Genomic DNA, 22,459 nt, shown 5'->3' on the forward strand with positions numbered 1-22,459 from the left:
CGTATGTTTAAAATACAATTACAGCATATACTAGCGATCGCGGCGGCAGGATACCTGTTTTCCTGCACCAAGGCGATAGACTACAACGATCCCGTGTCGGACGACAAAACCAAACCGGAAGCGATTTCCAACATCAAGGTGTCGAATTTCAAGGGCGGCTCCTTCATCACCTACAGCCTGCCCAAAACTGAAAACCTCCTGTATGTAAAGGCCGACTATGTCATCAATGATGTGACGGGTAAAAAAAGACAAACAAAATCCAGTTACTACAGCGACACCATCAAGGTGGAAGGTTTTGCGGAAAAGAAGGAATATGAAGTGACGCTGACTGCCGTTACGCGCGCCAATGTGGAATCGGATCCTGTGACCGTTAAAGTGCATCCCGATACGCCGGTTTACAAGCTGGTGGCCAAAAGCCTTCAGATCAGCGCTGATTTTGGCGGCGTTAATGTGCAAACAAGCAACGTCAACAAAAAGCCGGTAGGCGCGATCGTACTGTACAAACCCGACGGCGCTCCCGACTATGCTATTTACGAACAACGTTTCAGCGATATAGAACAGGTGAGTTTTTCTTCACGCGGTTTCGACACGCTACCCAAACAGTTCGCCGTATACATTACGGATCAGTGGGGGAATAATTCCGATACGGTTTACAAGACGATCAATCCCCTGTTTGAGGTGCAGCTGGATAAGAACAAGTTTTTCGGCAATACGCTGCCGAGCGACGGCAAGGTGGGTTTCGGCTGGGTGCTGGAAAGGCTGTGGGACGGCAACCATGGTTCCGGCTGGCACACCGTGCAGGAATCGATGCCTTTGCCTATTGTGGCCACCATCGGGCTGGGCGTGTCGGCTAAGCTTAGCCGGTTCAAACTTATCGGCAGGTCCGGATACGAATTCGCGCACGGGAACCCCAAAGTGTTTTCTATCTGGGGCTCCAACGTGGCGGCGCCCGCAGATGCCGTTTTGCCGGTGTTTGCGGAGGAAGGCGCGGTGATAGGCGATTGGGTGAACCTGGGGAATTACACCTGGCCCGGGCCTCCTTCGGGCGCCAATCCCACCTCGCCCACGGCGGCGGACCGCGCGGTTTATAACCAGGGTATGGAATTCAACGTTCCGTTTTCAGCACCTAAAACCCGGTTCTTCCGGATGGCAGTATCCGAATCCTGGTCAGGCGCCACCATGGCCCATGCAATGGAAGTTTACATTTATGGAAATACAAACTAACCTCCCGATGAAACGATATATCACCACAATATTCGCCGCCGCCTTTTTGCTGGCCGGCTGCATGAAGGAAGCTTCCAACTTCCGGGAACTGCTGAATAACCGCGAAATCATTTACCCGGGCCCGGTTAACAATATAAAATTTTACCAAGGCAACCTGCGCGTCAAGCTGCAGTGGAACCCCAGCCCGGATCCCAGCATCACTAATTACATTCTCTACTGGAACAACGGGAATGATTCGCTGTTGCTGCCCGCAGGCAACAGCAAAACTTCCGACACCGTGAGCGCCATCGTTTCCGGGCTCCTGGAATACGTCCAGAACTTTACGCTCTACACCGCGGATGCGAAGGGCAACCGCTCGATCGGGCAGTCTGTTTCTGGCGTGAGGATGTACGGGCCGTTGTATAATTCGTCGCTGACAAACCGGCTGCTGAAGTCTGAAAAGCCGTATGAATCCACTGGTCCTGACCAGTACACGCTGTATTTCGAGGCTACGGACACCACGCTTGGCACCGGCACTTCCCTCACGTACCTGGACGCGGGGCAGCAGTTGCAAACCGTGATTGTGGATGCACGGCAGAGCCAGGCTGTTATTGAACACGCGCCTGCCGGCACCAAGGTGGCCGTGAGGTCGTCGTACATCCCGGTAAAGAACGCTATTGATACCTTCAGGGTTACGTACAGTGATACATTGACGTTGAATTGAGCGGGAAAGATGTAATAAAGGAAGCCGGCACTTTGCGTGACCGGCTTCTCTTTTTCGATTTTACGTCGCCCGGCGAGTTTGTAAGCCGGATTCTGTGCGGCCTGTGTGAACAGGCGCCGCTGTCATTTATCTGCGACGCACATCGCTGTGCGCCTGTATCTGCCTACCCTCGGTCATCAGGCGGGCCGCCTTCAATCGACCGTATACATGGCATTTCAGCACGCAAGGTTTACCCCCGGCAACGGTTGCCCGCAACCGGCGTGGGCTCTTACCCCACGTTTTCACCCTCACCCCGGATTGCTCCGTGGCAGTTATTCTCTGTGGCACTATCTGTACGCCCGTTTCCGGGCGCCCCACCCGTTAGGTGGTGCGTTGCCCTGCGCTGTCCGGACTTTCCTTCCCCGCCGGAGCGGGAACGACAGCGCCACTGCGCCGGGCGTCGTAAAACGAAAGGCAAAATTACTTAAAAAATATCTCAGTTGCCCCGTATCCGTAGAAAGGATGGTATTGGTTCACGAAGAATTTCACTTCGGGAATGGTTTTGAGGATATCGTGGATCTCGTCGCGGAGTTTGCCAGAGCCTACGCCGTGGATCACGATCATGCTGTGCAGCCGCTGGGTGATGGCCAGATCGATGTAATGCTGGAATTCGTTCAGCTGGATGGCGAGCATTTCCAGGTTGGAGAGGCTTTTCCAGTTGTCGGCCAGGCGTTCGATGTGGAGGTCGATTTCGTAACGGGCGTCCAGGCGCTCGGGGGATTTGAGCTGGCGGACGTCGGTCAGGGTGTTGAGTTTCTTCTTTTCCTGCGGGGTGAAGCCGAAAGAATCGGTTTCCTGGCGCTGGGGGTATTTGAGGAAGAGCTCGTATTCAATCGTCGCCTTTCCTTCTTCCCTTACCTTTTCCAGCTGCTGGAACAGTTGTTTCGCCTTAATTTTCCAGGTTTTATCGAGCTGGGGGGCCAGGCTGAGGTCTGCTTCTTTGGGTGTGAATTTGAACTCGAAACGGGCTTTATCGTTGAGCTGGTCGAAGTTGAGGTCGGCCAGGTAGATATGCTGCTGCGCGGGGATTTCCTGCTTCAGTTCCAGGAACAGCGTGTTGTTCAGCCATATCTCGAAGCGATAGGTGTATGCGCGGTTGGTTTCGTTGAGCAGATGGAATTTGAGGGTATCCACCACATCGTCCCAGCCATCATGGCTCCAGACGGGCAGCATGGTGAGGAAAACGCCTCTTTCCGGCTTGTTGACCTTCGGCTGGGGCTTTTCCCGTTTAATTTCCTCGCCGGGTGTACGCTTCGGCGGCAAAGGGGCCTGCTTCTGGGTAAAGCGGTGGAAATAGGGAAAATCGATCTGGTCGAGGTACACGGGGAATTTGGTACCGCCGACTTCCACCATCACCATTTTATCGTTGATGATATCCAGTACAGTGCCTTCTTCCTTGGAATGGAGCAAAAGTATCTTATCGCCTACTGTATATTTCATAGCAGGCAAAATTAACAAAAGGCGCGCTTACTGCAATCAGGCGGCGCTTTTCTCCGGGTGGGTCCTCATGTATTCATCCACGGAAACCTTCCCGCTGCCCTCAACGAGAAACAGCAAAAGCCCCAGCAGCACGAGCACGGACAGGCTCAGCTCGGGATAAACGCTGAAAAGATTTGTGGAAGAATTGATGAAAAATACCGCGCCGATGAGTACCGGGAGGTTGGCGATGACGCCCACGCGGGTCAGCAGCCCCAGTGCAATGAACAATCCGCCTACGGTATGGGCAAAAACGATGTAGTGAGCCAGCCAGAACGATAACGCGGTCAGGAAAGGCTGCTCCGCGATCCGGGCCTTCAGCAGGTCGATGTTGTCGACAAACTGGATGCCCTTCCACATGAGAAACAAACCTAACAGTATCCGCAATCCGTCTACCCATTTGGGATGATGATTGTCACCCCACCGTTCGATACGCTGCAGGAGGTTCATAACGAAAGTTTTAGCGGTGAAAAGAACACTTACCTGAAGTTACGAAAATTTCACGCCATTGGATGCAAATCCTTTGCTATGGCTGTTTTCATTCATTCCCCCAAAAACAAAAGGCGGTCATTTCTGACCGCCCTTACATGTATCTGTTTTTCAGTGTGTTACACTCTTTTTGCTGCTAGTTTGCTTTTCCAGAAACCATACATGAAATAAATCGCCAGCCCCACGGCCATCCAGCCAAAGAATACCACCCAGCTGCGTACCGGGATCTCGATCATGAGGTACAGGCAGCAAAGCATGCCCATCACGGGAATGAGCGACAGCTTTTTCCAGATGGTGAGCACGGTGATGAGGGTGGCCAGGATGTAAAAAATCACGAAAAGCACGCGGTCGTGGTCCATCGCGGCGATGCCGGCGAAGGATTCCGAGACGCGGTCCCAGAAGAACCAGGAGAACAGGCCGAACACGACGGGAATCACAAACAGGCCGTTGATGTAGGGTAGATTGAACTTCTTCTCTCCTTTCGGCACTTTCGGGAGCAGGAGCACGCCGCCGCAAACGAGTACGAAAGCGAACAGGGTGCCGATGCTGGTGAGGTCCGTCACAATGCCGCTTTCCACGAACAGCGAGGGGATCGCAACGATCACGCCGGTGATGATGGTGGAGAAACCCGGCGTGTGGTATTTGGGATGTACTTTCGCGAATTTTTTCGGCAGCAGCCCGTCGCGGCTCATGCTCATCCAGATGCGGGGCTGCCCGATCTGGAATACGAGGATCACGCTGGTGGCGGCGATCACGGCGCTGATGGAGATCACGTACCCGATGGTGCGCATGTTCAGCTTGTCGAATACATACGCCAGGGGATCGCTTACATGCTGGAATTCCTTGTAATGCACCATGCCCGTGATCACCAGCGTCACAATCACGTAAATGATCGTGCAGATGATGAGGGAATAAATCATGGCACGGGGCATGTCGCGCTGGGGATTGGCGCTTTCCTCCGCTGTGGTGGAAATCGCATCGAAGCCGATATAGGCGAAAAACACGGCCGAAACGCCCATCAGCACGCCGTTAAACCCTTCGGGCATGAACGGTTGCCAGTTTTCGGTATTGATATGGAAGACCCCGATGGCGATCACGGCCAGGAGCACCACGATTTTGAGGCCTACCATGAGGTTAGCGCTGCGCTTGCTTTCGTGGATGCCTACGTACGCCAGGATGGTCACCAGGATGACGATGAGGAATGCGGGAATGTTGAGGATGACGCGCCAGCTGCCGAGCATGGGGGCAGTGTTCCAGGCTTCCTCTTTGGCGGGCGTGGCTGCGAACGCAGCTTTGGCGGTATTGTAATCGGTGGCGAGCCAGGCGGGCAGGTGGATGCCAATGCCTTCGAGCACGTTGTTGAAATAACTGCTCCAGGAAATCGCCACCACGATGTTGCCGATGGAATATTCGAGAATCAGCGCCCAGCCGATGATCCAGGCAGCCATTTCGCCGAAGGTAACGTAGGAGTAGGTATAGGCGCTACCGGCCACAGGCACCCTCGAAGCGAATTCCGCGTAGCAAAGCGCAGTAAAGCCACAGGTCACGGCGGTCAGGATAAACAGGAAAATCACCGCAGGCCCCCCGTTGTATGCCGCCTGACCGATAGTGGAGAAGATCCCCGCCCCGATCACCGCCGCCACGCCCATGAGCGTGAGGTCGCGGACGGTCAGTACTTTCTTCAGGCTGCCTGAACCATGTACGTCGCCATCGCCGACTTTTGCTTCGTTGAGGATGCTGGTCAGGGATTTTTTCCTGAAAAGCGAATTAGACATTTGTTGCGTTTAAGGGTTGATATTAAAAAGCCGTTATGGACAGCAAAACTGTCAATAACGGCCAAATATAAAAATAATCCTTACTCAATGTTGCCGCACGAGGAGAAAATCCGCGAGTTCGCGCAAAGGCTGCTTACGGCCCGAGATTACGGCAATGGCGTCGAGATGTTCGTATGCGATCTGCGAGAAACGCTCCTTTTCCTTCTCCGCCCAGTCATCGACCCGGCAATCGCGGAAGATCTGCAGCACGGTGGCCACCTTGTCGTCGGGGTTGCCGGCCAGCATTTCGTTCAGCTTCTGGCGTTGTGCGGGGTTGCACAGTTCCAGGGCTTTGAGGAGAAGGAACGTCTTTTTGTTAACGAGGATGTCGCCGCCTTGTTGCTTGCCGAATTTATCCGGATCGCCGAAAGCGTCGAGGTAATCGTCCTGGATCTGGAATGCGATCCCAACGTTTTTACCGAATTCGTAGAGGTGTTGCTGGTTGCCTTCGCTCCCGCCTCCGCAAATGCCGCCCATCTGCAGGCTGGCGGCCAGCAGCACGGAGGTTTTCAGGGCGATCATGTTCACGTAGTCGCCGTACTGCACGTTTTCCGGCGACGTCTGTTCCATATCCATATCCAGCTGCTGCCCTTCGCATACTTCGCGGGCGGCGCGATTGAAAACGGAAATGATCTTCGTGCGGTATTTGCCGGTTACCTTATTCAGGTGCTCGTAGCTGTGGATCAGCATCACGTCGCCGGCGAGGATGGCGGCCGAATCGGAGTATTTCGTATGGACGGTCGGCATCCCCCTGCGCAGGGGCGCCTTGTCCATAATATCGTCATGAATGAGCGTGAAGTTGTGGAAAAGCTCCACCGCGTTGGCGGCGTGGAACGCATCGGGCTCCAGGTCTGCGAAGAGCTCATTGCCCAATAGGCAGAGTACCGGCCGGATGCGTTTCCCGCCTATCCCCAGGATATACTGTGCGGGATCGTACAGGTTGGCCGGATGGTCGGGAAATTGTCGTTGACTGAACTGTTGTTCGAATTGCGCTGATAATTCTTTGAATGAGTGCATCTTACTTCTTTTTCTTCCTTGATTTTGTTTGCGGCGCCTTGCCTGTCTTTTTACTTCCGTCCCTTCTTTCAACTCTTTCACTCCTGCCGCCTTTCTTCAACGGCGGCAGATCACTGCCTTCTTCCACCAGTTCATAATCGAGCTGCCGCTTGGGCAAGCTGGCGCCCACCACGCGGATGGTCACCTTATCACCGATCCGGATGCGTCTGCCGGTTCGCAGGCCTACCAATGCATAATCGGTTTCGGAATGTTTATAGTCTTCGCGCAGCCCGTGAACGCTCACCAGCCCCTCGCATTTTGCGAACACCGTTTCCACCCAGAACCCGAAATGCGCCACGCCGGACACGATCCCTTCGAACGTTTGCCCGATGAAGTCCTGCATATATTCGACCTGTTTGTACTTGTTGGCCGCCCTTTCGGCTTCCATGGCTTTCCGCTCCATGTCGGAGGAATGCTTGCAACGCTTTTCCAGCAGCTTGTCGATTTTCGCTTCGCCTTCCAAAACCTGCGCCAGGATGCGGTGCACCATTACGTCGGGGTACCGGCGGATGGGTGAGGTAAAGTGGCAGTAATGCGGGAACCCCAGCCCGTAGTGCCCGATATTGTCGGAAGTGTAAATGGCCTTGGCCATGGTACGGATCCCGAGTGTTTCGAGCACATGCTGTTCCGGCTTTCCCTGTACCAATGTGAGCATCTTGTTGAAAGAAGTGGCGATGGTTTCCGGGCTTGTGGCGTCGAATTTATAGCCGAATTTACCTGCAAATACGGCAAAAACATGCATTTTTTCTTCGTCCGGTGTATCGTGCACGCGGTAAGGGAAGGGAATGGGATGCGTATTTACTTTCTGTTTGGAGACGTATTCTGCCACCGTGCGGTTCGCCAGCAGCATCAGTTCTTCAATCAGCTGGTGCGATTCATCACTCTGATTGACCTTTACACCGACCGGTTTTGCGTTCTCATCCAGCTGGAAGCGTACTTCCTGGCTGGAAAAATTAATGGCGCCTGCCTTGAAGCGCGCGGCCCGCAGGGTTTGCGATAATTTGTTCAGCAGTAATACCTCCTCAAAATAAGGCCCCTCGCCCGTCTGGATGATCTCCTGCACTTCTTCATACGTAAACCGGTGGCGCGAATGGATAATCGTGCGCCCCATCCAATATTGCTTCACTTTCGCCTTGTCATCCATCTGGAACACGCAGGAAAAACACAGGTGGTCTTCGTGCGGCCGCAGCGAACATAATTCATTTGAAATTTTCTCCGGCAGCATGGGCAGCACCCTGTCGGGCAGGTACACGGAAGTGGCGCGGTGTTCAGCCTCCTTGTCCAGCGCGGTATTGGGCTGCACATAATGGCTCACGTCGGCGATATGCACCCCGATTTCCAGCATGCCGTTTTTCAGGCGGCGGATGGAAATGGCGTCGTCGAAATCGCGGGCGTCCACGGGGTCGATGGTAAACGTGAGGATTTTACTGAAATCCTTCCTTCCCTCGCGGTCTTTGGCGTTGAGATTGCCCGCTCCCGGCATTGCGGCGAGCTCGTCGAGCACGTCTTTGGGCCATTGCAGCGGGAAGCCGCTTTCCACGAGTATTTCTTTCATGGCGAGGTCGTTGGCGTTGGTGGCGTCGAGGATTTCGACGATCTCGCCAACCGGCTTGCGGGTCTTTTCGCCCCAGGCCACGATTTTCACGACCGCGCGGTCGCCGTCCTTGGCGCCTTTGAGCGAGTTTTCGGGAATATAGATATCGGGGAGCCAGGCGCCTTTTTCGGGCACGAGAAATGCGAATGTTTTGCTCAGCTGGATGGTGCCCGTGAATTCGGTCTTCTTCCGGGTGAGCACGTCTGTCACGTGCCCCTCCATCCTGCCCATGCTTTTACCCTGGCGGATGACGTCGACCAGCACTTCGTCGCCGTCCAGGGCTGAATTGAGGTTTTTCTGCTTCACCATGATGTCGCTGTCCAGGCCTTCCACTACCACGAACGCCATCCCTGACCGGGTTACGTCCACAATACCTTTGTAGGTCTTCTTCTGGCTGCTGTTCTTCTGTTTCTTTTCTTTCTTTTTGGTCATTTACTTGATTTTAGGGTTGCGGCGTTTGCCATCCGGGTGGCGTTTCTCCGGCCGCCAACAATGCATTTTCCGTGTATTCCATCACAAAACGGTCGAATCCGGCGGATTCCCCGAAGAGAAAAGCCACTTCTACCGGTATAACGGCAAAAGGCAGCTGCGTGTTCGCGATGATGTCGCGCAGCAGGTTGAGCCTTACCGCGTCTTTTTCCGTTGTGATGATGTAAGCCGGCCCTTCTCCGTCCAGGTTATCCAGTTCCAGCCGGATCTTTTCCAGGTCGTTCCGGTTGTAATAATAGTGGTCGGGGAAAGACAGGAGACTAACATTCTCATGTCTTTGCCGCAAATGTTGTACCAGCGGCTCCGGCCGGGCGATCCCGCAGGCTACCAGGACCCTGGCGTTCTCCGGAATCAGGACGGGCTCGCCGGTGAGCATTTCGGCCGGAACACCGTACTGCAGCGTAGTAAAGAACAATTGCTGATGCGGTAACGGGTTGATTTCCCTGCGGATATTTTCTTTTTCAGCGGCCGTCAGCCCGGCCGGACATTTCGACACAATAATCCCATCCGCCCGGTGATACCCCTTCCTTCCCTCGCGCAGGCGCCCTGCTGGCACCACGTGGTCGCGGGTGAAAAGGCGGCTGTAATCTGTTACCATGAGGTTCAGGCCGGGTTTGATGGACCGGTGCTGGAAGGCGTCGTCGAGCAGGATCACTTCCGTTTCCGGGCGGTCTCCCATGAGCTGGGGCACCGCCAGCATGCGCTCTTCCCCTACGCAAACGGTCACTTCCGGGAATTTCCGGTGGAACTGCATGGGCTCGTCGCCGATATCCGCAGCGGTGGTTTTGGGCCCCGCCAGCTGGTAGCCTTTTGTTTTGCGGTTATAGCCCCGGCTGAGGGTGGCCACGCGGTAGCGGTCTTTCAGCAGCCGGATGAGGTATTCGACATGCGGCGTTTTGCCCGTGCCGCCCACTGAAAGGTTGCCCACAGCGATGGTCGGCACGCTGAATTCCACGGAAGTGAGCATGCCGGCGTCGTACAGGCGGTTGCGGACCCAGAGCACCAGGCCGTACAACAATGCGAAGGGATAGAGTAAAAAGCTAAGATATTGCCACACGGGACTATTCATTTTTTGCGTCTGTAAAGTAATAAACCTTTTCCGGGGTTACCACGGATTGAAGGGGGATATCGCCATCCCAGGCGTCGGAAACGGGTGCTTCGAGCGGGCCGAAGAGGCTCAGCCCCACCGTTTGCACATCGGGCCGGCACTGGCGCAGGAAACCGTCGTACATCCCTTTGCCATACCCCACGCGATGGCCGGAGGTATCGAAGGCGAGCAAGGGAACGAACACTACATCGAGCTGCGCGGGCTGCACGTGCTGGCCGTTCTCCGGTTCGGGGATGCCCAGGGCGTTTTCGACGAGGGTGGTGTCGGCTTTCCAGGCGAAATGCTCCATGTCGCCGGTGGCGATGAACGAGCGCGACAGCACCAGCGTAGCTTCGGGGAAACGTTCGCGGAGCTGGGCGGACAGCGGCCAGGTGTCCACTTCGTTCCTGGCGGCGATGGGCAGAAAAAGGTGGATATATGCGGGATGGCCGAGATCGAGGTGGCGGCATTGTTCCAGGAGCGCGTTATTGAGTTGCCGGAAGGATTCGGGCGAAAGGGCTTTTCTCCTGGCCAGGTACATTTTGCGGATGGCTTGTTTGGCGGTCATATCGATCATGGGTGGAGAAGTTCTTGCAACCGGGGGCGCATCAACCCGGCCTGCAGGTCCACGAAACTGCGATCCGTCCGTTCCGCCTGCGGGATGCGGGTGATGAGGGGATATTGGCTCCAGGCCACCACATCGTCTTCGTTGGTATGATGATCGCCACTGAAAATCCATCCGGTTACGTTGATGCCCGCGCTGCGTAGCGCCATGGCCGTGAGCAGGCTATGATTGATGCTGCCGAGATAATTCCGCGCCACCACGATCACCTGCGCATCGAGCGCGCGGATCAGGTCGAGGAAAAAATAATTGCCGTTCAGGGGCACCATCAGTCCGCCGGCGCCTTCGATGATCAAAGGTCTGCCCGGCTGCTGCAACCGCCGTGCATGATGGAGAATGAGGTCTTCCTGCACGATGATCCCTTCTTCCCGCGCCGCCAGGTGAGGCGAAGCGGGCAACCGCAACCGGTATAATTCGTCGTGAACGGTTACCTGCGGAGATGTAAGCGAACGGACGGTTTCCGTGTCGGTTCCATCCTCCAGCCCCGCCTGCACCGGTTTCCAGTACTGCGCGCCCAGCGCTTCCGCCACGCAGGCGGATGCAAGGGTTTTACCGACGCCCGTACCGATTCCGGTGATGAAGATATTGTTCATGGAAGCAAATATAAAGTATCATTCAACCAATTACCTTAAATTCGTTACCCAAGACCCAAGATTATGAAGTATTGTGAAAATATCCTCGAAACGATCGGCCATACCCCATTGGTCAAATTACACCGCGTAACCGCCGAGCTCCCCTGCCCCGTATTCGCCAAAGTTGAGTTCTTCAATCCCGGCAACTCCATCAAAGACCGGATGGCCGTGCGGATGGTCGAAGAAGCCGAGCAGAAAGGGCTCCTAAAGCCCGGCGGCACCATTATCGAAGGCACCTCGGGCAACACAGGCATGGGCCTCGCGCTCGCGGCGGTTATCAAAGGTTATAAATGCATTTTCACAACTACTGACAAGCAATCCAAAGAGAAAGTCGACATACTCAAAGCTGTTGGTGCGGAGGTGATCGTCTGCCCAACCAACGTGCTGCCGGAAGATCCACGGTCATACTACAGCGTGTCCGCCCGACTGGCGCGCGAGATCCCGAATAGTTTTTACGTCAATCAATACGACAACCTCGCCAACCGCGACGCGCATTATGAGCAAACGGGCCCGGAAATCTGGGAGCAGACGGCAGGGAAAATCACCCACCTCGTTGTGGCCACCGGCACCGGCGGAACAATCACCGGAACGGGGAAATACCTCAAGGAACAGAATCCGGATGTGCAAATCTGGGCGGTCGACAGCTACGGCTCGCTGCTGAAGAAATATTTCGATACCGGCGAAATCGATATGAGCGAGGTGTATCCTTATATCACCGAAGGCATCGGGGAAGATTTCGTACCGAAGAATTACGATATGAGCGTGATCGACCACTTCGAAAAAGTGACGGATAAAGACGGCGCCGTGATGGCCAGAAGGATTTCGAAAGAAGAAGGGATTTTCGTGGGGTATTCCGCAGGCTCCGCCGTGGCAGGGCTTCTACAGCTGAAAACGCGGTTGAAGGCCGATGATGTGGTGGTGGTTGTTTTCCATGATCACGGCTCGCGGTATGTGGGGAAAGTGTACAACGATCAATGGATGATGGAACGCGGGTTCCTGGATGTAAAAACTGTGCGCGACGTGGTGAATGGCCGCCGCAACCTGCCGCTGGTCACCATTTCGCCGGATGACAAGGTGAGCGACGCCATCGGTAAAATGAAGAAATTCGACATTGAACATTTACCGGTTTTGCAGCAGGACGAACTGATCGGCGCCATTTCGGAAGGCGGATTATTCAGCAAACTGATCGACCAGCCAGAGCTGAAAGAGCAGCCGGTGCGCAATATCATGCAGAAAGCCTTCCCCGTGGTGGCGATGGACACGCCCATCGAAAAGCTTACGGTCTACATCAATAAAGAAAACGGCGCTGTGCTCACGCAGGACGATTCCGGTTATTACCACATCGTTACCAAATACGACATTATCCAGGCGCTGGGGAATTAAGCCATGAAATATACTGATCAGATCGGGCATACAATTACGCTGGAAGGAGTTCCGAAGCGCATCGTATCGGTTGTTCCTTCGCAAACGGAGCTGTTGTATGACCTTGGGGCCGATGTAGCGGGCATCACGAAATTCTGCGTGCATCCGCCGCAATGGTTCCGGGAGAAAACCCGCGTGGGCGGCACCAAGCAGCTGCACATCGGCAAAATCGCGGAATTGCAACCCGATCTCATTATCGCCAATAAGGAAGAAAACGAAAAAAGCCAGATCGAGGCCCTGGCGCAGCGGTTCCCGGTATGGACCAGCGACATTCAGACGCTGGAGCAATCGCAGGAGATGATCTACGCGCTCGGCGAAATCCTCGATACCCGGCGAGCGGCCGGCGAAATCGCGGGGCGTATTGCCGGAGGATTTGCATCCCTCCGCCCCCTCCACCCCGCCGTTCCCTCGGCTTATTTTATCTGGCGCGATCCCTGGATGGTGGCGGGTGGCGATACGTTCATCAATAACATGCTGCAGCGCTGCGGCCTGCGCAATGTGTTCGCCGATCTCCCACGATATCCCTCCATTACCTTGCCACAGCTGGCCGCCAGCGGGGTTAAACTCATCCTGCTCAGCAGCGAGCCCTATCCTTTCAAAACGAAACACATCGCCGAAATCCGGGAATACGTGCCGGATGCGGAAATCGTGCTGGCCGACGGAGAGATGTTTTCCTGGTACGGCAGCAGGCTCGTTTACGCACCGGCTTATTTTAATGAGCTGTTGGATATCTACCGCTAATTTTCCTCAGACATGATTTTTTTAGCGCAGGCAACCGCTGCGCGCAACCCGCCGTAACCTTTCCGGAACAACAGACATAACAATGGAAAGAAGAGATTTTTTATCCGGCATGGGCGCTACACTGGCGGTTATTTGCGCGGGCGGATTGGCCGCCTGCGGCGGGAAGGGCGACGATCCCGCGCCTTCGAACCCTCCCGGTGGCGGTGGCGGAGGAGGCGCCAGGCTCACCGTTAACCTGGCCAACGAGCTGACGACCATCGGGAGTTACAAGATTGCGAGCGGCGTAGTATTGATCCGGCTGGCGGCGGGCAACGTGCCGGGGTCTTTCGCGGCGCTGACCAGCACCTGCACGCACGAAGGCTGCACCCTTTCCGGCGTAACGGCCGGGAAGATCGTTTGCGGCAGCTCCTGCGGCCATGGCAGCCGGTTCAATACCGATGGTTCAGTATCCAACGGGCCTGCTACTGCGGCTTTGACCAAATTTTCGGTGGCTGTTAACGGTACCACTTTAACCGTTACCTGATATGCTCCGGGCCGGCATTCCCGGCCCCTTCTTCCGTCGGCAATCCAAACGAATTTGCGGTCCCGGATGAATGAAATCAACGCCGAAGGCCCGTTTGGGGCCAGAACTTTAGAGAAATCTAAAAGTGGAAATGCCTATATTTGCTTTCCTTTAAAAATTAAAAGTTACATCGTCTATGGGAAAGTACAAAGCCGGCGTATTATTCGGCGAAGAGCTGGAAGCGCTCTACAAGGATGCCAAGGATAGCGGATATGCCATGCCCGCGGTTAACGTGGTAGGCACCGATACCGTGAACGCCGTTCTCGAAACAGCCGCAAAGGTGAATTCTCCGGTAATCATCCAGTTTTCTAACGGTGGCGCGCAGTTTTATGCGGGGAAAGGGATGCCGAACGACAAGCTGCAGGCGAATATCTCCGGTGGTATTTCCGGCGCCAAGCACGTACATGAAGTAGCCAAATACTATGGTGTCCCCGTAGTGCTCCATACCGACCACGCCGCTAAAAAATGGCTGCCCTGGATCGACGGCTTGCTGGACGCGGGCGAAAAGTTCATGAAAGAGAACGGCCAGCCTCTGTACAGCTCCCACATGCTCGACCTCTCCGAAGAGCCCTTGCACGAAAACATCGAAATCTCTAAAAAATACTTCCAGCGGATGAATAAACTGGGCATGTCCATCGAAATCGAACTGGGCGTGACCGGCGGCGAGGAAGACGGTGTGGACAATTCCGGCGTGGAAAACTCCCTCCTCTACACCCAGCCGGAAGACGTGGCCTACAGCTACGAGCAACTGATGGAAGTGGGTTCCCGCTTCACCGTGGCGGCCGCATTCGGCAACGTGCACGGCGTTTATAGCCCCGGCAACGTGGAACTGCGCCCCGAGATCCTGAAAAACAGCCAGGACTTCATCGAAAAGAAATTCGGCACCGCACCCAAACCCGTTTATTACGTGTTCCACGGCGGTTCCGGCTCACCCAAGCACCAGATCGCGGAAGCGCTCGGTTACGGTGTTATCAAAATGAACCTCGATACCGACATGCAGTGGGCTTTCTGGGAAGGCGTGCTGCATTATTATAAAGATAAAGAAGGCTACCTCCAGGCCCAGCTCGGCAACCCCGAAGGCGAAGGAAAGCCCAATAAAAAGTACTACGACCCCCGCGTTTGGCTCCGCAAAGGCGAGGAATCCTTCGTGAAACGCCTCGAAGAGGCCTTCCACGACCTCAATTGCATCAACCGTAACGCATAATAACCAGGTTGTTATATATTTGCCAAAGCCCCCTGTTAAAAAACGGGGGGCTTTTTGGTTGACGGAAAAATTTAATTTTATCGTATCTTGCACCACTAAACTTTAATCTAATTACTTAGTACACATTCTGTATGAGCTGGTTTAAGCGAATTAAACAGGGTATTTCCACCACTACCAGTGAGAAGAAAGAGGCGCCGGACGGTTTATGGCACAAATGCCCGAAATGTAAGAAGACGACCACCATGAAAGATCTGAAAGTGAATCTTTACGTTTGCGATAAGTGTAATTATCACAACCGTATCAATTCACCCGAATACTTCGAGATCATTTTTGATGATAATAATTTTGAAGAGCTCTTCACCAACATTTACCCGAAAGACTTCCTCGGCTTCAACGACCTGAAACCTTATGGCGATAGGCTAAAAGACGCCCAGAAGAAATCCGGACTCTCCGACGCCATGCGCGCCGGCGTGGGAACGGTGAACGGGTACGGCCTCGTGGTGGCCTGTATGGACTTCAACTTTATCGGCGGCTCCATGGGCTCCGTAGTCGGTGAAAAGATCGCCCGCAGCATAGATTATTGCATCCAGCATAAACTGCCCCTGATGATCATCAGCAAATCGGGCGGCGCACGTATGATGGAAAGCGCATTTTCCTTGATGCAGATGGCGAAAACTTCGGCCAAGCTCACGCAACTGGCAGCGGCGCGCCTCCCTTACATTTCCCTGATGACGGACCCCACCACCGGCGGCGTTACCGCGTCGTACGCTATGCTGGGAGACATCAACACGGCTGAGCCCGGCGCACTCATCGGTTTCGCCGGCCCGCGCGTGATCAAGGAAACCATTAAAAAGGACCTCCCTGAAGGATTCCAGAGCGCTGAATTCCTCCTGGACCACGGGTTCCTCGATTTCATCACCGATCGTAAAGAACTGAAGAACAAACTGGGCTCGCTGCTCCAGCTGTTCAAAAACTAATGATATTTCCCGGCCGGTTGCCCCTGCAACCGGCCCACTTTTAACCCTCACATGGCAGAATTAAAGAACAGATCGGCTTATTTTGAATACGCGATAGAAGATAAATACATCGCCGGACTGGTGCTGACCGGAACCGAAATCAAATCCATCCGCAGCGGTAAAGTGAGCTTTAACGACAGCTTCTGCTATTTCTCCAAAGGCGAATTATACGTCAAAAGTCTGCACATTGCCGAATACAAATTCGGTACATACGCCAATCACGATCCCCTCCGCGAACGCAAACTGCTCCTGCAAAGAAAAGAACTGCGCAAGCTGGAAAAGAAAATACAGGAACGCGGGTACACCATCGTTCCCCTTAGAATGTTCATCACCGACAAAGGGCTCGCCAAAATGGAAATCGGCCTCGGGAAAGGTAAAAAACTGCACGACAAACGCGACTCCATCAAAGCGCGGGAGGTTGACCGTGAGTTACGCCGCAATTTCAAAGTCTGACCCCAGCCCCACAATCTGGCGCGCCATTTGCCTGCATATCTTCGTAAAACAGCTTTATGTTGAAGTTTCTCCGCTACCTATCCGTATGCCTGCCCGCCGTCATCCTCTTTGCCTGCAAATCCGGCGAAAAACTGTACAACCAGGGGCGATATTATGACGCCGTGGAATCATTTGTAAAGAAGTTACAGCGCCGCCCCCAGGACGAAACCTCGTTGCGGCTCCTTCCGCTTGCTTACCAGGCCGCCATGGAACATTATGAAGGCCGCGCCAAGCAATCCCTCGCGTCTAACAATCCCCTGAAATGGGAAGAGGTAAAAAACGAATACCGCGCCATGCAATCGCTCTATAACGTGATCCGCAGCGCGCCGGCCGCCAATGCCGTCGTTAAACCGAAAGATTACAGCTCCGCCATCGCCGCCTCGGGCGAAAATGCCGCGGAAGTCCGCTATAACCGGGGCATCGAGCTCATGGAACAGCGTACCAAACAAGCCGCGCGGGAAGCCTACGAGGAATTCGCCGCCGCGCTCCGCCTCAGCCCCGATTTCCGGGATGCCGCCAGCCTCCGTGACCAGGCATTCCAGCTCGGCCTCGTTCATGTAGTTGTAAGCGAGATCGACGTTCGCTCACCCTACTTCCAGTTTTCGGCGGACCAGTTCCGCGATGCGCTTGTGCGTAACCTGGAAGACCGCCGCATCAATACTTTCGTTCGGTTTTATGATGAAAGAAGGGTGCGCGGCGAAAAAGATTTCCATCCGGATCAGTACATGGAAATGCGTTTTATGGATTTTATTGTAGGCCAAACCTACGTAGACCGCTCCCAGCGCGAAGTTTCCAGGGTGATCCAGGTGAAAGGCAACAAAGCCGACAGCACGGGCAAGTTTCCGATGGTCGACATTACAGTGAAAGCCACCATTTTCGTGACCCGGAAAACCGTGCAATCCACCGGCGCGCTCGACTATCGCATCATCGACGTTACCAATGAGCGCATCCTCCGCCAGGACCGCGTTCCCGGTTCCTTTACCTGGCAAAACCAATTCGGAACCTTCCGGGGAGACGAGCGCGCGTTGTCCGACGAAGACAAGCGCCTCATCCAGGGCCGGGATCTTGTTCCTCCTCCCCCACAGGATCTTTTCCTGGAACTCACACGGCCTATTTACGACCGGATGGCGCGGGATCTGCAATCTTTCTACAGCAGGTATTAAACGATTTCGCTACATACAGTATCATAAAATATCAAAGCGTTTTACGGATCCTCTGTAAAACGCTTTGATATTTAATTTCTTACGATGGTTGTAACTTTTTCCGCGCTAAACTGTTATAGTGATTGTACAAACCATCAAGACATGCACAAACTATTCAGCATTTCCATTGCCATTGCGACCACTGCGCTTATGGCGGCATGCTCCAACGCCAACAAAGCAACCGGAGGCGGCGCCAACAATGAAGCTGATCTCTATAAGACGTGGCGTTTCGTTGAAATCGATGGCCTCCCGGTAGACACTGCAGGTTTAAGAACTCCGGCAGAATTGACATTTGAGAAAACTGACAGCCGCGTTTTCGGTTCAGCGGGCTGCAACAGGATCACGGGCGGATTTAAGCTGGAAGCACCGAACAAGCTTTCTTTCACACCGCTTGCCGCAACAAAAATGATGTGCATGGAGAAAATGGAATATGAATCCAAATTCTTCGGTGTAACCGATAAAATAAAAACATGGTCTGTTGTGGACGGGGTATTAACCCTTGGCGCGGAAGATGGAAAGACACTTGTCAGGCTTATGGCGAAATAAACCTGCCTTTTTGGACGCACACAATCGGCCTGCATTACGCAGGCCTTTGTTTTTTATAGTTGGAAATGATTTGCGGTAGATCGGTGCCCTTCCGCATCACGCCAAAACCGCCTGGTGATGCTGCCACAACCGTGCATAAACGGCGTTGTTCGATAGCAATTCGGCGTGCGTTCCTTCCTCCACCAGTTTTCCTTCCTGCAATACCACTATTTTATCTGCGCTCACTACCGTACTGAGCCGGTGGGCGATGACGATGATGGTTTTACCCTGGTCGCGGAGCTGCTGCATCGCGTCCTGCACATACTGATCAGAAACGGAATCGAGGGAAGAAGTAGCTTCATCCAATATAATAACCTGCGGATCCCGGTACAGCGCCCTGGCGATAGCTATGCGCTGCCGCTGGCCGCCGCTGAGGTTGACGCCATGCTCGCCCAGGGGGGTATTGAAGCCCTCCGGCAACTTTTCGATAAACTGAAGAATGCCCAGCAACTTGCAGACCTGCAACACGCGCTGCACATCCGGCTCAAATTCGCCCACCGCAATATTCTCCAGCACCGATCCCGCAAACAAATCAATCTGCTGCGGAACGGCAGACACCTGCCTGCGTAAACTTTCGTTATCGATATAGCGGATATCCAGTTGCCCGATGAGGATGCTGCCATCCATTAACGGGTAAATATTCTGCAACAAAGCCATCAGCGTTGATTTTCCGCTGCCACTCTCGCCCACTACCGCCGTGATCCGGCCGTGCGGGATATGCAGATCGAACTGCCGGAATACCTCCACGCGCGTACCATACCGGAAGCTCACCCGCTGGAAATGTATGTCACCCACCATCTCCGGCGCCAGCGCCACTTTATTGGCCGTATCCTCCTGCTCCAGGTCCATGATCTCGAACAACCTGTCGGCCGCGATCAGCGCATCCTGCATGCTCCGGTTCGCGCCGATAAGGCTCATGGCCGGGCCCGTAAAGTACCCGATCAATGCATAAAACGACAATAACTCGCCGGGGCTCAATTGCCGGTCCATCACGAAGTAAGACCCCGCCCATAATAATATCACCACAAGCGCATTTGTCGCAAAACTACTGGCGTTGCCGAGATATAAATTGGAAACCGACGCCGAATAGATCGTTTTCAGCAACCTTACGAACCGGGATTCGGTTTTGATATTCGCAAACTCCTCAAGCCCGAAGCGCTTGATGGTGGCTACTGAATTAAGGGATTCCACCAGCTGGCTCCCTAACTCGGCATTGTCTTCCATCAGCCTGCGCTGCATTTTTTTATTGACCTGGTTGCTGATCCAGTAAATCAATCCGTATACAGGGAGGATCGCCAGCACAAGGAGCGCCAGTTTCCAGTAATAGGTAAACATGAGCGCGAATGAGAAAAATACGATGAAAACGTTCACCACCAGCCCTATCGCCACATCGTTGATGAATACGCGGATTTTCACCGCGTCATTGATCCGTGAGGTGATCTCCCCCACCCGCATCGTATCGAAGAACTGTTGCGGCAGGCGGAGCAGATGCTTGTAATATCCCAGGATCAGCCGCGCATCGATCTGCTGGCCCGTCTTTAATGCGAAAACACTTTTCAGGTGCCCGATGAACAATTGGAGCAAAAGTATCAGTATCATGATAATCCCCAGCAGGTTCAACAGGTTGCGGTTGCCTTCCACCAGCACATTGTCGACGATCTTTTGGACGTAAATCGAAGTGGATAATCCCAATACCGTATAAATGATAGCGCCGAACAAAGCCTGCATCACCACCGCCTTGTGCGGCCGCAGCAGGAACCAGAACCTCGCCAGGTGTGAGATGCGTTCGTCGCCGGCTTTGAATTCATCGCCTGGCATGAGGATCACGAGGATGCCGGTCCACATTTGCTTGAACGCTTCGTGCGGGATATGATGAAACTGCCCGTCGGCCGGGTCCATCACAACCACTTCCGTTTTCGTGACGCGGTAGATCACCACATAATGGTGCAGCACACCTTTTACCACCACGTGCGCGATGGCGGGCTTCGGGATATTGTACAGCGCTTCAAACGGGCCTTTTACGCCCTTTGCCTGAAAACCCAGTCGGGTAGCGGCTTCTACCATTCCCAGCACGTTGGTGCCTTTGCTGTCGGTAGCCGCCATTTGCCGGATGCGCGCCACGGGTAATTCGAGGTTGTAAAACGCTGCAACGGAGGCCAGGCAGGCGGCGCCGCAATCGCTTAGATCCCGCTGGCGGACGCGGGTGCTTTTCTTGAGTCGGGTGTTGGTGGACATGGTCGTGTGTTATTTTCCGGTCTGGCGGTGAGATGGCCGGTCGGTTGGGGATCAGTTTATCGTTGGGCAATGACGTTCGGGTTCATCCAGTCGTCCGTTTTATCATACAGCAGCTGGAAAAGGCTGCGGCGGGTCAGGAGGAACCGGGCCTGAAGTGTCATCCCTTTTTTCAGCTGCCCTTTTACGCCTTTCGCCGTAGACACCTCCGTAGCGGCGAACTTGCAGCGTACTTTGAATACCGGCTGATTATCGACCAGCGTAAAGTCACTATCGACGCTTTGCACGGTTCCTTCCACCGAGCCCCATTCATTATAATTGAACGCATCCACCTGGAAGCGCACGGGCATGCCGGCTTTCAGGTAGCCGATGTCCTTGGGGCTCACGAGGCACTCGGCCACGAGGTTGCTGTCGGGACTGATAATCCCGATCATTTCCCCGGTTTGCAGGTAGCCGCCGGGATATTTACCGTTGAATTGCTGAATGGTGCCGCTGACAGGCGCTTTAATGAGGTTCCATTCTTTTTGCTTTTCGAGCTGTTCCGCATCTGCCGCCAGGCGGTTGCTTTCCATGCGGTAACGGCTCAGTTCTTCCGCCCAGGCGCTGCGTTGCTGCTGAACGGCGGACCGGTACAGGGTTACGGACCGGTCGTATTCATATTGTTTGTCTCGCAGCTCCTTTTCGGCGACCACTTTATCCGCGAAAAGTTTTTTATACATATCGAGATCACGGCCCAGCTTGTCCATCGTAGCTTGTTGCTCGCTGATGGCCGCCATAAACCGGCTGTATTGCTGCTGATAGAGGGCGGTGCGCGGCGATCCGCCCCCCGTGGCCAGGCGCTGCAGGTCGGCGATAAAGGCTTCCCGCTGCTGTAGCTCGAAAGATGCCTGGGAAATTTTACTGTTGGAGATATCTTCCTGCAAGCGCAGGATCAGCTGCCCTTTCTCGACATGCTGCCCCTCCTTGGCAAGCACTTCTTCGATGGTGCCGGACACGAGGCTGCGCAGCTCGTTCTTCTCCGCCACGGGGCGTACGATGCCAGCGGATTTAACGGAAACGTCCACATAAATGAAAGGTAAAGCCAACAGGCAGAGCACTACTGCCAGCAAAACGGTGGTGTAGATCACCTGCGTTCTCGCCTGCACACGGGGTAACCACGACATGGCGGAATGCTCGATGACGGCGACGGGAAAAATCTGAGGCATGTTCAGGATTCAAGGTTCAAGTTGAATGCCTGACGGTTCAAATAGTTAATTGCTGTAAGACGTGACTAATTTACTATATTTTCCGGAATTATTCGCCGCGTTCGTAACCCACATCCACCTGCAGGTTGCCGCCATCGGCAGCCTCGGTGGCCAGCTGGTCGCACCGGTTGTTTTCAGGATTGGAGGCATGGCCTTTCACCCAGTTGAATTTCACGCGGTGCCGGCGGTACAGGGGAATGAAGCGCTCCCAGAGATCGCGGTTCTTCTTGTCTTTAAATCCGATTTTAACCCAGTTCCATAGCCATCCCTTCTCCACCGCATTCACCAGGTACTGGCTGTCGGTATACACCTGGATGTCCAGCCCTTCGCGCGTTAGCGCTTCCAGGGCTACGATGACGGCCAGCAATTCCATGCGGTTGTTGGTGGTCATCCGGTAACCGCCGGAAAGCTCGCGGCGGATATTGCCCCAGATCAGCACAATGCCGTAGCCTCCCCTGCCGGGGTTGCCTCGGGCGGCGCCGTCGGTATAAATTATCAATTGCTGGTTCGTCTGGTTCGTCAAAGCCTGTCGGG

21 protein-coding genes and 1 other RNA gene are annotated in these 22,459 nt (G+C 54.4%); 10 read left to right on the forward strand and 12 right to left on the reverse strand.

Annotated features, from left to right (window positions below):
- Positions 1–3 precede the first annotated feature (3 nt).
- Positions 4–1,224, forward strand: coding sequence for a DUF4959 domain-containing protein (locus WJU16_RS00360; protein WP_341836338.1), 1,221 nt, complete (start codon positions 4–6; stop codon positions 1,222–1,224).
- A 7-nt stretch (positions 1,225–1,231) separates the two neighbouring features.
- Positions 1,232–1,927, forward strand: coding sequence for a DUF4998 domain-containing protein (locus tag WJU16_RS00365; protein ID WP_341836339.1), 696 nt, complete (start codon positions 1,232–1,234; stop codon positions 1,925–1,927).
- Between the two features lie 65 nt (positions 1,928–1,992).
- Here WJU16_RS00365 and rnpB read toward each other — a convergent pair.
- The 9 genes from rnpB to bioD all read right to left on the reverse strand — a co-directional run bounded on the left by rnpB (position 1,993) and on the right by bioD (position 11,186).
- Positions 1,993–2,363, reverse strand: an RNA gene (rnpB, locus tag WJU16_RS00370) — RNase P RNA component class A.
- 23 nt (positions 2,364–2,386) lie between these two features.
- Positions 2,387–3,406: a Smr/MutS family protein gene (locus tag WJU16_RS00375; RefSeq protein WP_341836340.1), complete on the reverse strand. Its 1,020-nt coding sequence runs from the start codon at positions 3,404–3,406 to the stop codon at positions 2,387–2,389.
- 36 nt (positions 3,407–3,442) lie between these two features.
- Positions 3,443–3,892: a DoxX family protein gene (locus WJU16_RS00380; protein WP_341836341.1), complete on the reverse strand. Its 450-nt coding sequence runs from the start codon at positions 3,890–3,892 to the stop codon at positions 3,443–3,445.
- Positions 3,893–4,050: 158 nt separating this feature from the next.
- Positions 4,051–5,706 (reverse strand): amino acid permease, encoded by a 1,656-nt coding sequence (locus WJU16_RS00385; protein ID WP_341836342.1) that lies wholly within the window; start codon positions 5,704–5,706, stop codon positions 4,051–4,053.
- Positions 5,707–5,790: 84 nt separating this feature from the next.
- Positions 5,791–6,762 carry a polyprenyl synthetase family protein gene (locus WJU16_RS00390; protein WP_341836343.1) on the reverse strand — a complete coding sequence of 324 codons (972 nt, stop codon included), beginning with the start codon at positions 6,760–6,762 and terminating at the stop codon, positions 5,791–5,793.
- Between the two features lies 1 nt (position 6,763).
- Positions 6,764–8,827, reverse strand: coding sequence for a ribonuclease R (rnr, locus tag WJU16_RS00395; RefSeq protein ID WP_341836344.1), 2,064 nt, complete (start codon positions 8,825–8,827; stop codon positions 6,764–6,766).
- Between the two features lie 10 nt (positions 8,828–8,837).
- Complete coding sequence (gene lpxK, locus WJU16_RS00400; protein WP_341836345.1) at positions 8,838–9,941, reverse strand: tetraacyldisaccharide 4'-kinase; 1,104 nt, start codon at positions 9,939–9,941, stop codon at positions 8,838–8,840.
- A 4-nt stretch (positions 9,942–9,945) separates the two neighbouring features.
- Positions 9,946–10,548 (reverse strand): 5-formyltetrahydrofolate cyclo-ligase, encoded by a 603-nt coding sequence (locus WJU16_RS00405; protein WP_341836346.1) that lies wholly within the window; start codon positions 10,546–10,548, stop codon positions 9,946–9,948.
- Complete coding sequence (gene bioD / locus WJU16_RS00410) at positions 10,545–11,186, reverse strand: dethiobiotin synthase (RefSeq protein ID WP_341836347.1); 642 nt, start codon at positions 11,184–11,186, stop codon at positions 10,545–10,547. Before bioD ends, WJU16_RS00405 begins: the two co-directional genes overlap by 4 nt.
- Before the next feature lie 63 nt (positions 11,187–11,249).
- On the opposite strand from bioD, the gene WJU16_RS00415 reads away from it, so the two are divergent.
- The 8 genes from WJU16_RS00415 to WJU16_RS00450 all read left to right on the forward strand — a co-directional run bounded on the left by WJU16_RS00415 (position 11,250) and on the right by WJU16_RS00450 (position 18,410).
- Positions 11,250–12,608 (forward strand): pyridoxal-phosphate dependent enzyme, encoded by a 1,359-nt coding sequence (locus WJU16_RS00415; RefSeq protein ID WP_341836348.1) that lies wholly within the window; start codon positions 11,250–11,252, stop codon positions 12,606–12,608.
- Positions 12,609–12,611: 3 nt separating this feature from the next.
- On the forward strand, positions 12,612–13,388 hold the full coding sequence (locus WJU16_RS00420) for a helical backbone metal receptor (RefSeq protein WP_341836349.1): 777 nt from the start codon (positions 12,612–12,614) through the stop codon (positions 13,386–13,388).
- Positions 13,389–13,470: 82 nt separating this feature from the next.
- Positions 13,471–13,911, forward strand: a complete 441-nt coding sequence (locus tag WJU16_RS00425; RefSeq protein WP_341836350.1) for a Rieske (2Fe-2S) protein — start codon at positions 13,471–13,473, stop codon at positions 13,909–13,911.
- Positions 13,912–14,086: 175 nt separating this feature from the next.
- A complete protein-coding gene (gene fbaA / locus WJU16_RS00430; protein WP_341836351.1) occupies positions 14,087–15,154 on the forward strand; it encodes a class II fructose-bisphosphate aldolase in 1,068 nt (355 codons plus the stop codon).
- Between the two features lie 131 nt (positions 15,155–15,285).
- Positions 15,286–16,131, forward strand: coding sequence for an acetyl-CoA carboxylase, carboxyltransferase subunit beta (gene accD, locus WJU16_RS00435; protein WP_341836352.1), 846 nt, complete (start codon positions 15,286–15,288; stop codon positions 16,129–16,131).
- A 51-nt stretch (positions 16,132–16,182) separates the two neighbouring features.
- Positions 16,183–16,623, forward strand: a complete 441-nt coding sequence (smpB, locus tag WJU16_RS00440) for an SsrA-binding protein SmpB (RefSeq protein ID WP_341836353.1) — start codon at positions 16,183–16,185, stop codon at positions 16,621–16,623.
- Positions 16,624–16,679: 56 nt separating this feature from the next.
- Entirely contained in the window at positions 16,680–17,825 is a 1,146-nt protein-coding gene (locus WJU16_RS00445) for a hypothetical protein (RefSeq protein WP_341836354.1), read from the forward strand.
- Between the two features lie 141 nt (positions 17,826–17,966).
- Positions 17,967–18,410 (forward strand): META domain-containing protein, encoded by a 444-nt coding sequence (locus WJU16_RS00450; RefSeq protein ID WP_341836355.1) that lies wholly within the window; start codon positions 17,967–17,969, stop codon positions 18,408–18,410.
- Positions 18,411–18,506: 96 nt separating this feature from the next.
- On the opposite strand, the gene WJU16_RS00455 is transcribed toward WJU16_RS00450, so the two are convergent.
- The 3 genes from WJU16_RS00455 to rnhA form a co-directional block, all read right to left on the reverse strand.
- Complete coding sequence (locus WJU16_RS00455) at positions 18,507–20,684, reverse strand: peptidase domain-containing ABC transporter (RefSeq protein ID WP_341836356.1); 2,178 nt, start codon at positions 20,682–20,684, stop codon at positions 18,507–18,509.
- 56 nt (positions 20,685–20,740) lie between these two features.
- Positions 20,741–21,886, reverse strand: coding sequence for an HlyD family efflux transporter periplasmic adaptor subunit (locus WJU16_RS00460; RefSeq protein ID WP_341836357.1), 1,146 nt, complete (start codon positions 21,884–21,886; stop codon positions 20,741–20,743).
- 88 nt (positions 21,887–21,974) lie between these two features.
- On the reverse strand, positions 21,975–22,448 hold the full coding sequence (gene rnhA, locus WJU16_RS00465; RefSeq protein ID WP_341836358.1) for a ribonuclease HI: 474 nt from the start codon (positions 22,446–22,448) through the stop codon (positions 21,975–21,977).
- Positions 22,449–22,459 lie beyond the last annotated feature (11 nt).

The organism is Chitinophaga pollutisoli, assembly GCF_038396755.1.
GTDB lineage: Bacteria > Bacteroidota > Bacteroidia > Chitinophagales > Chitinophagaceae > Chitinophaga > Chitinophaga pollutisoli.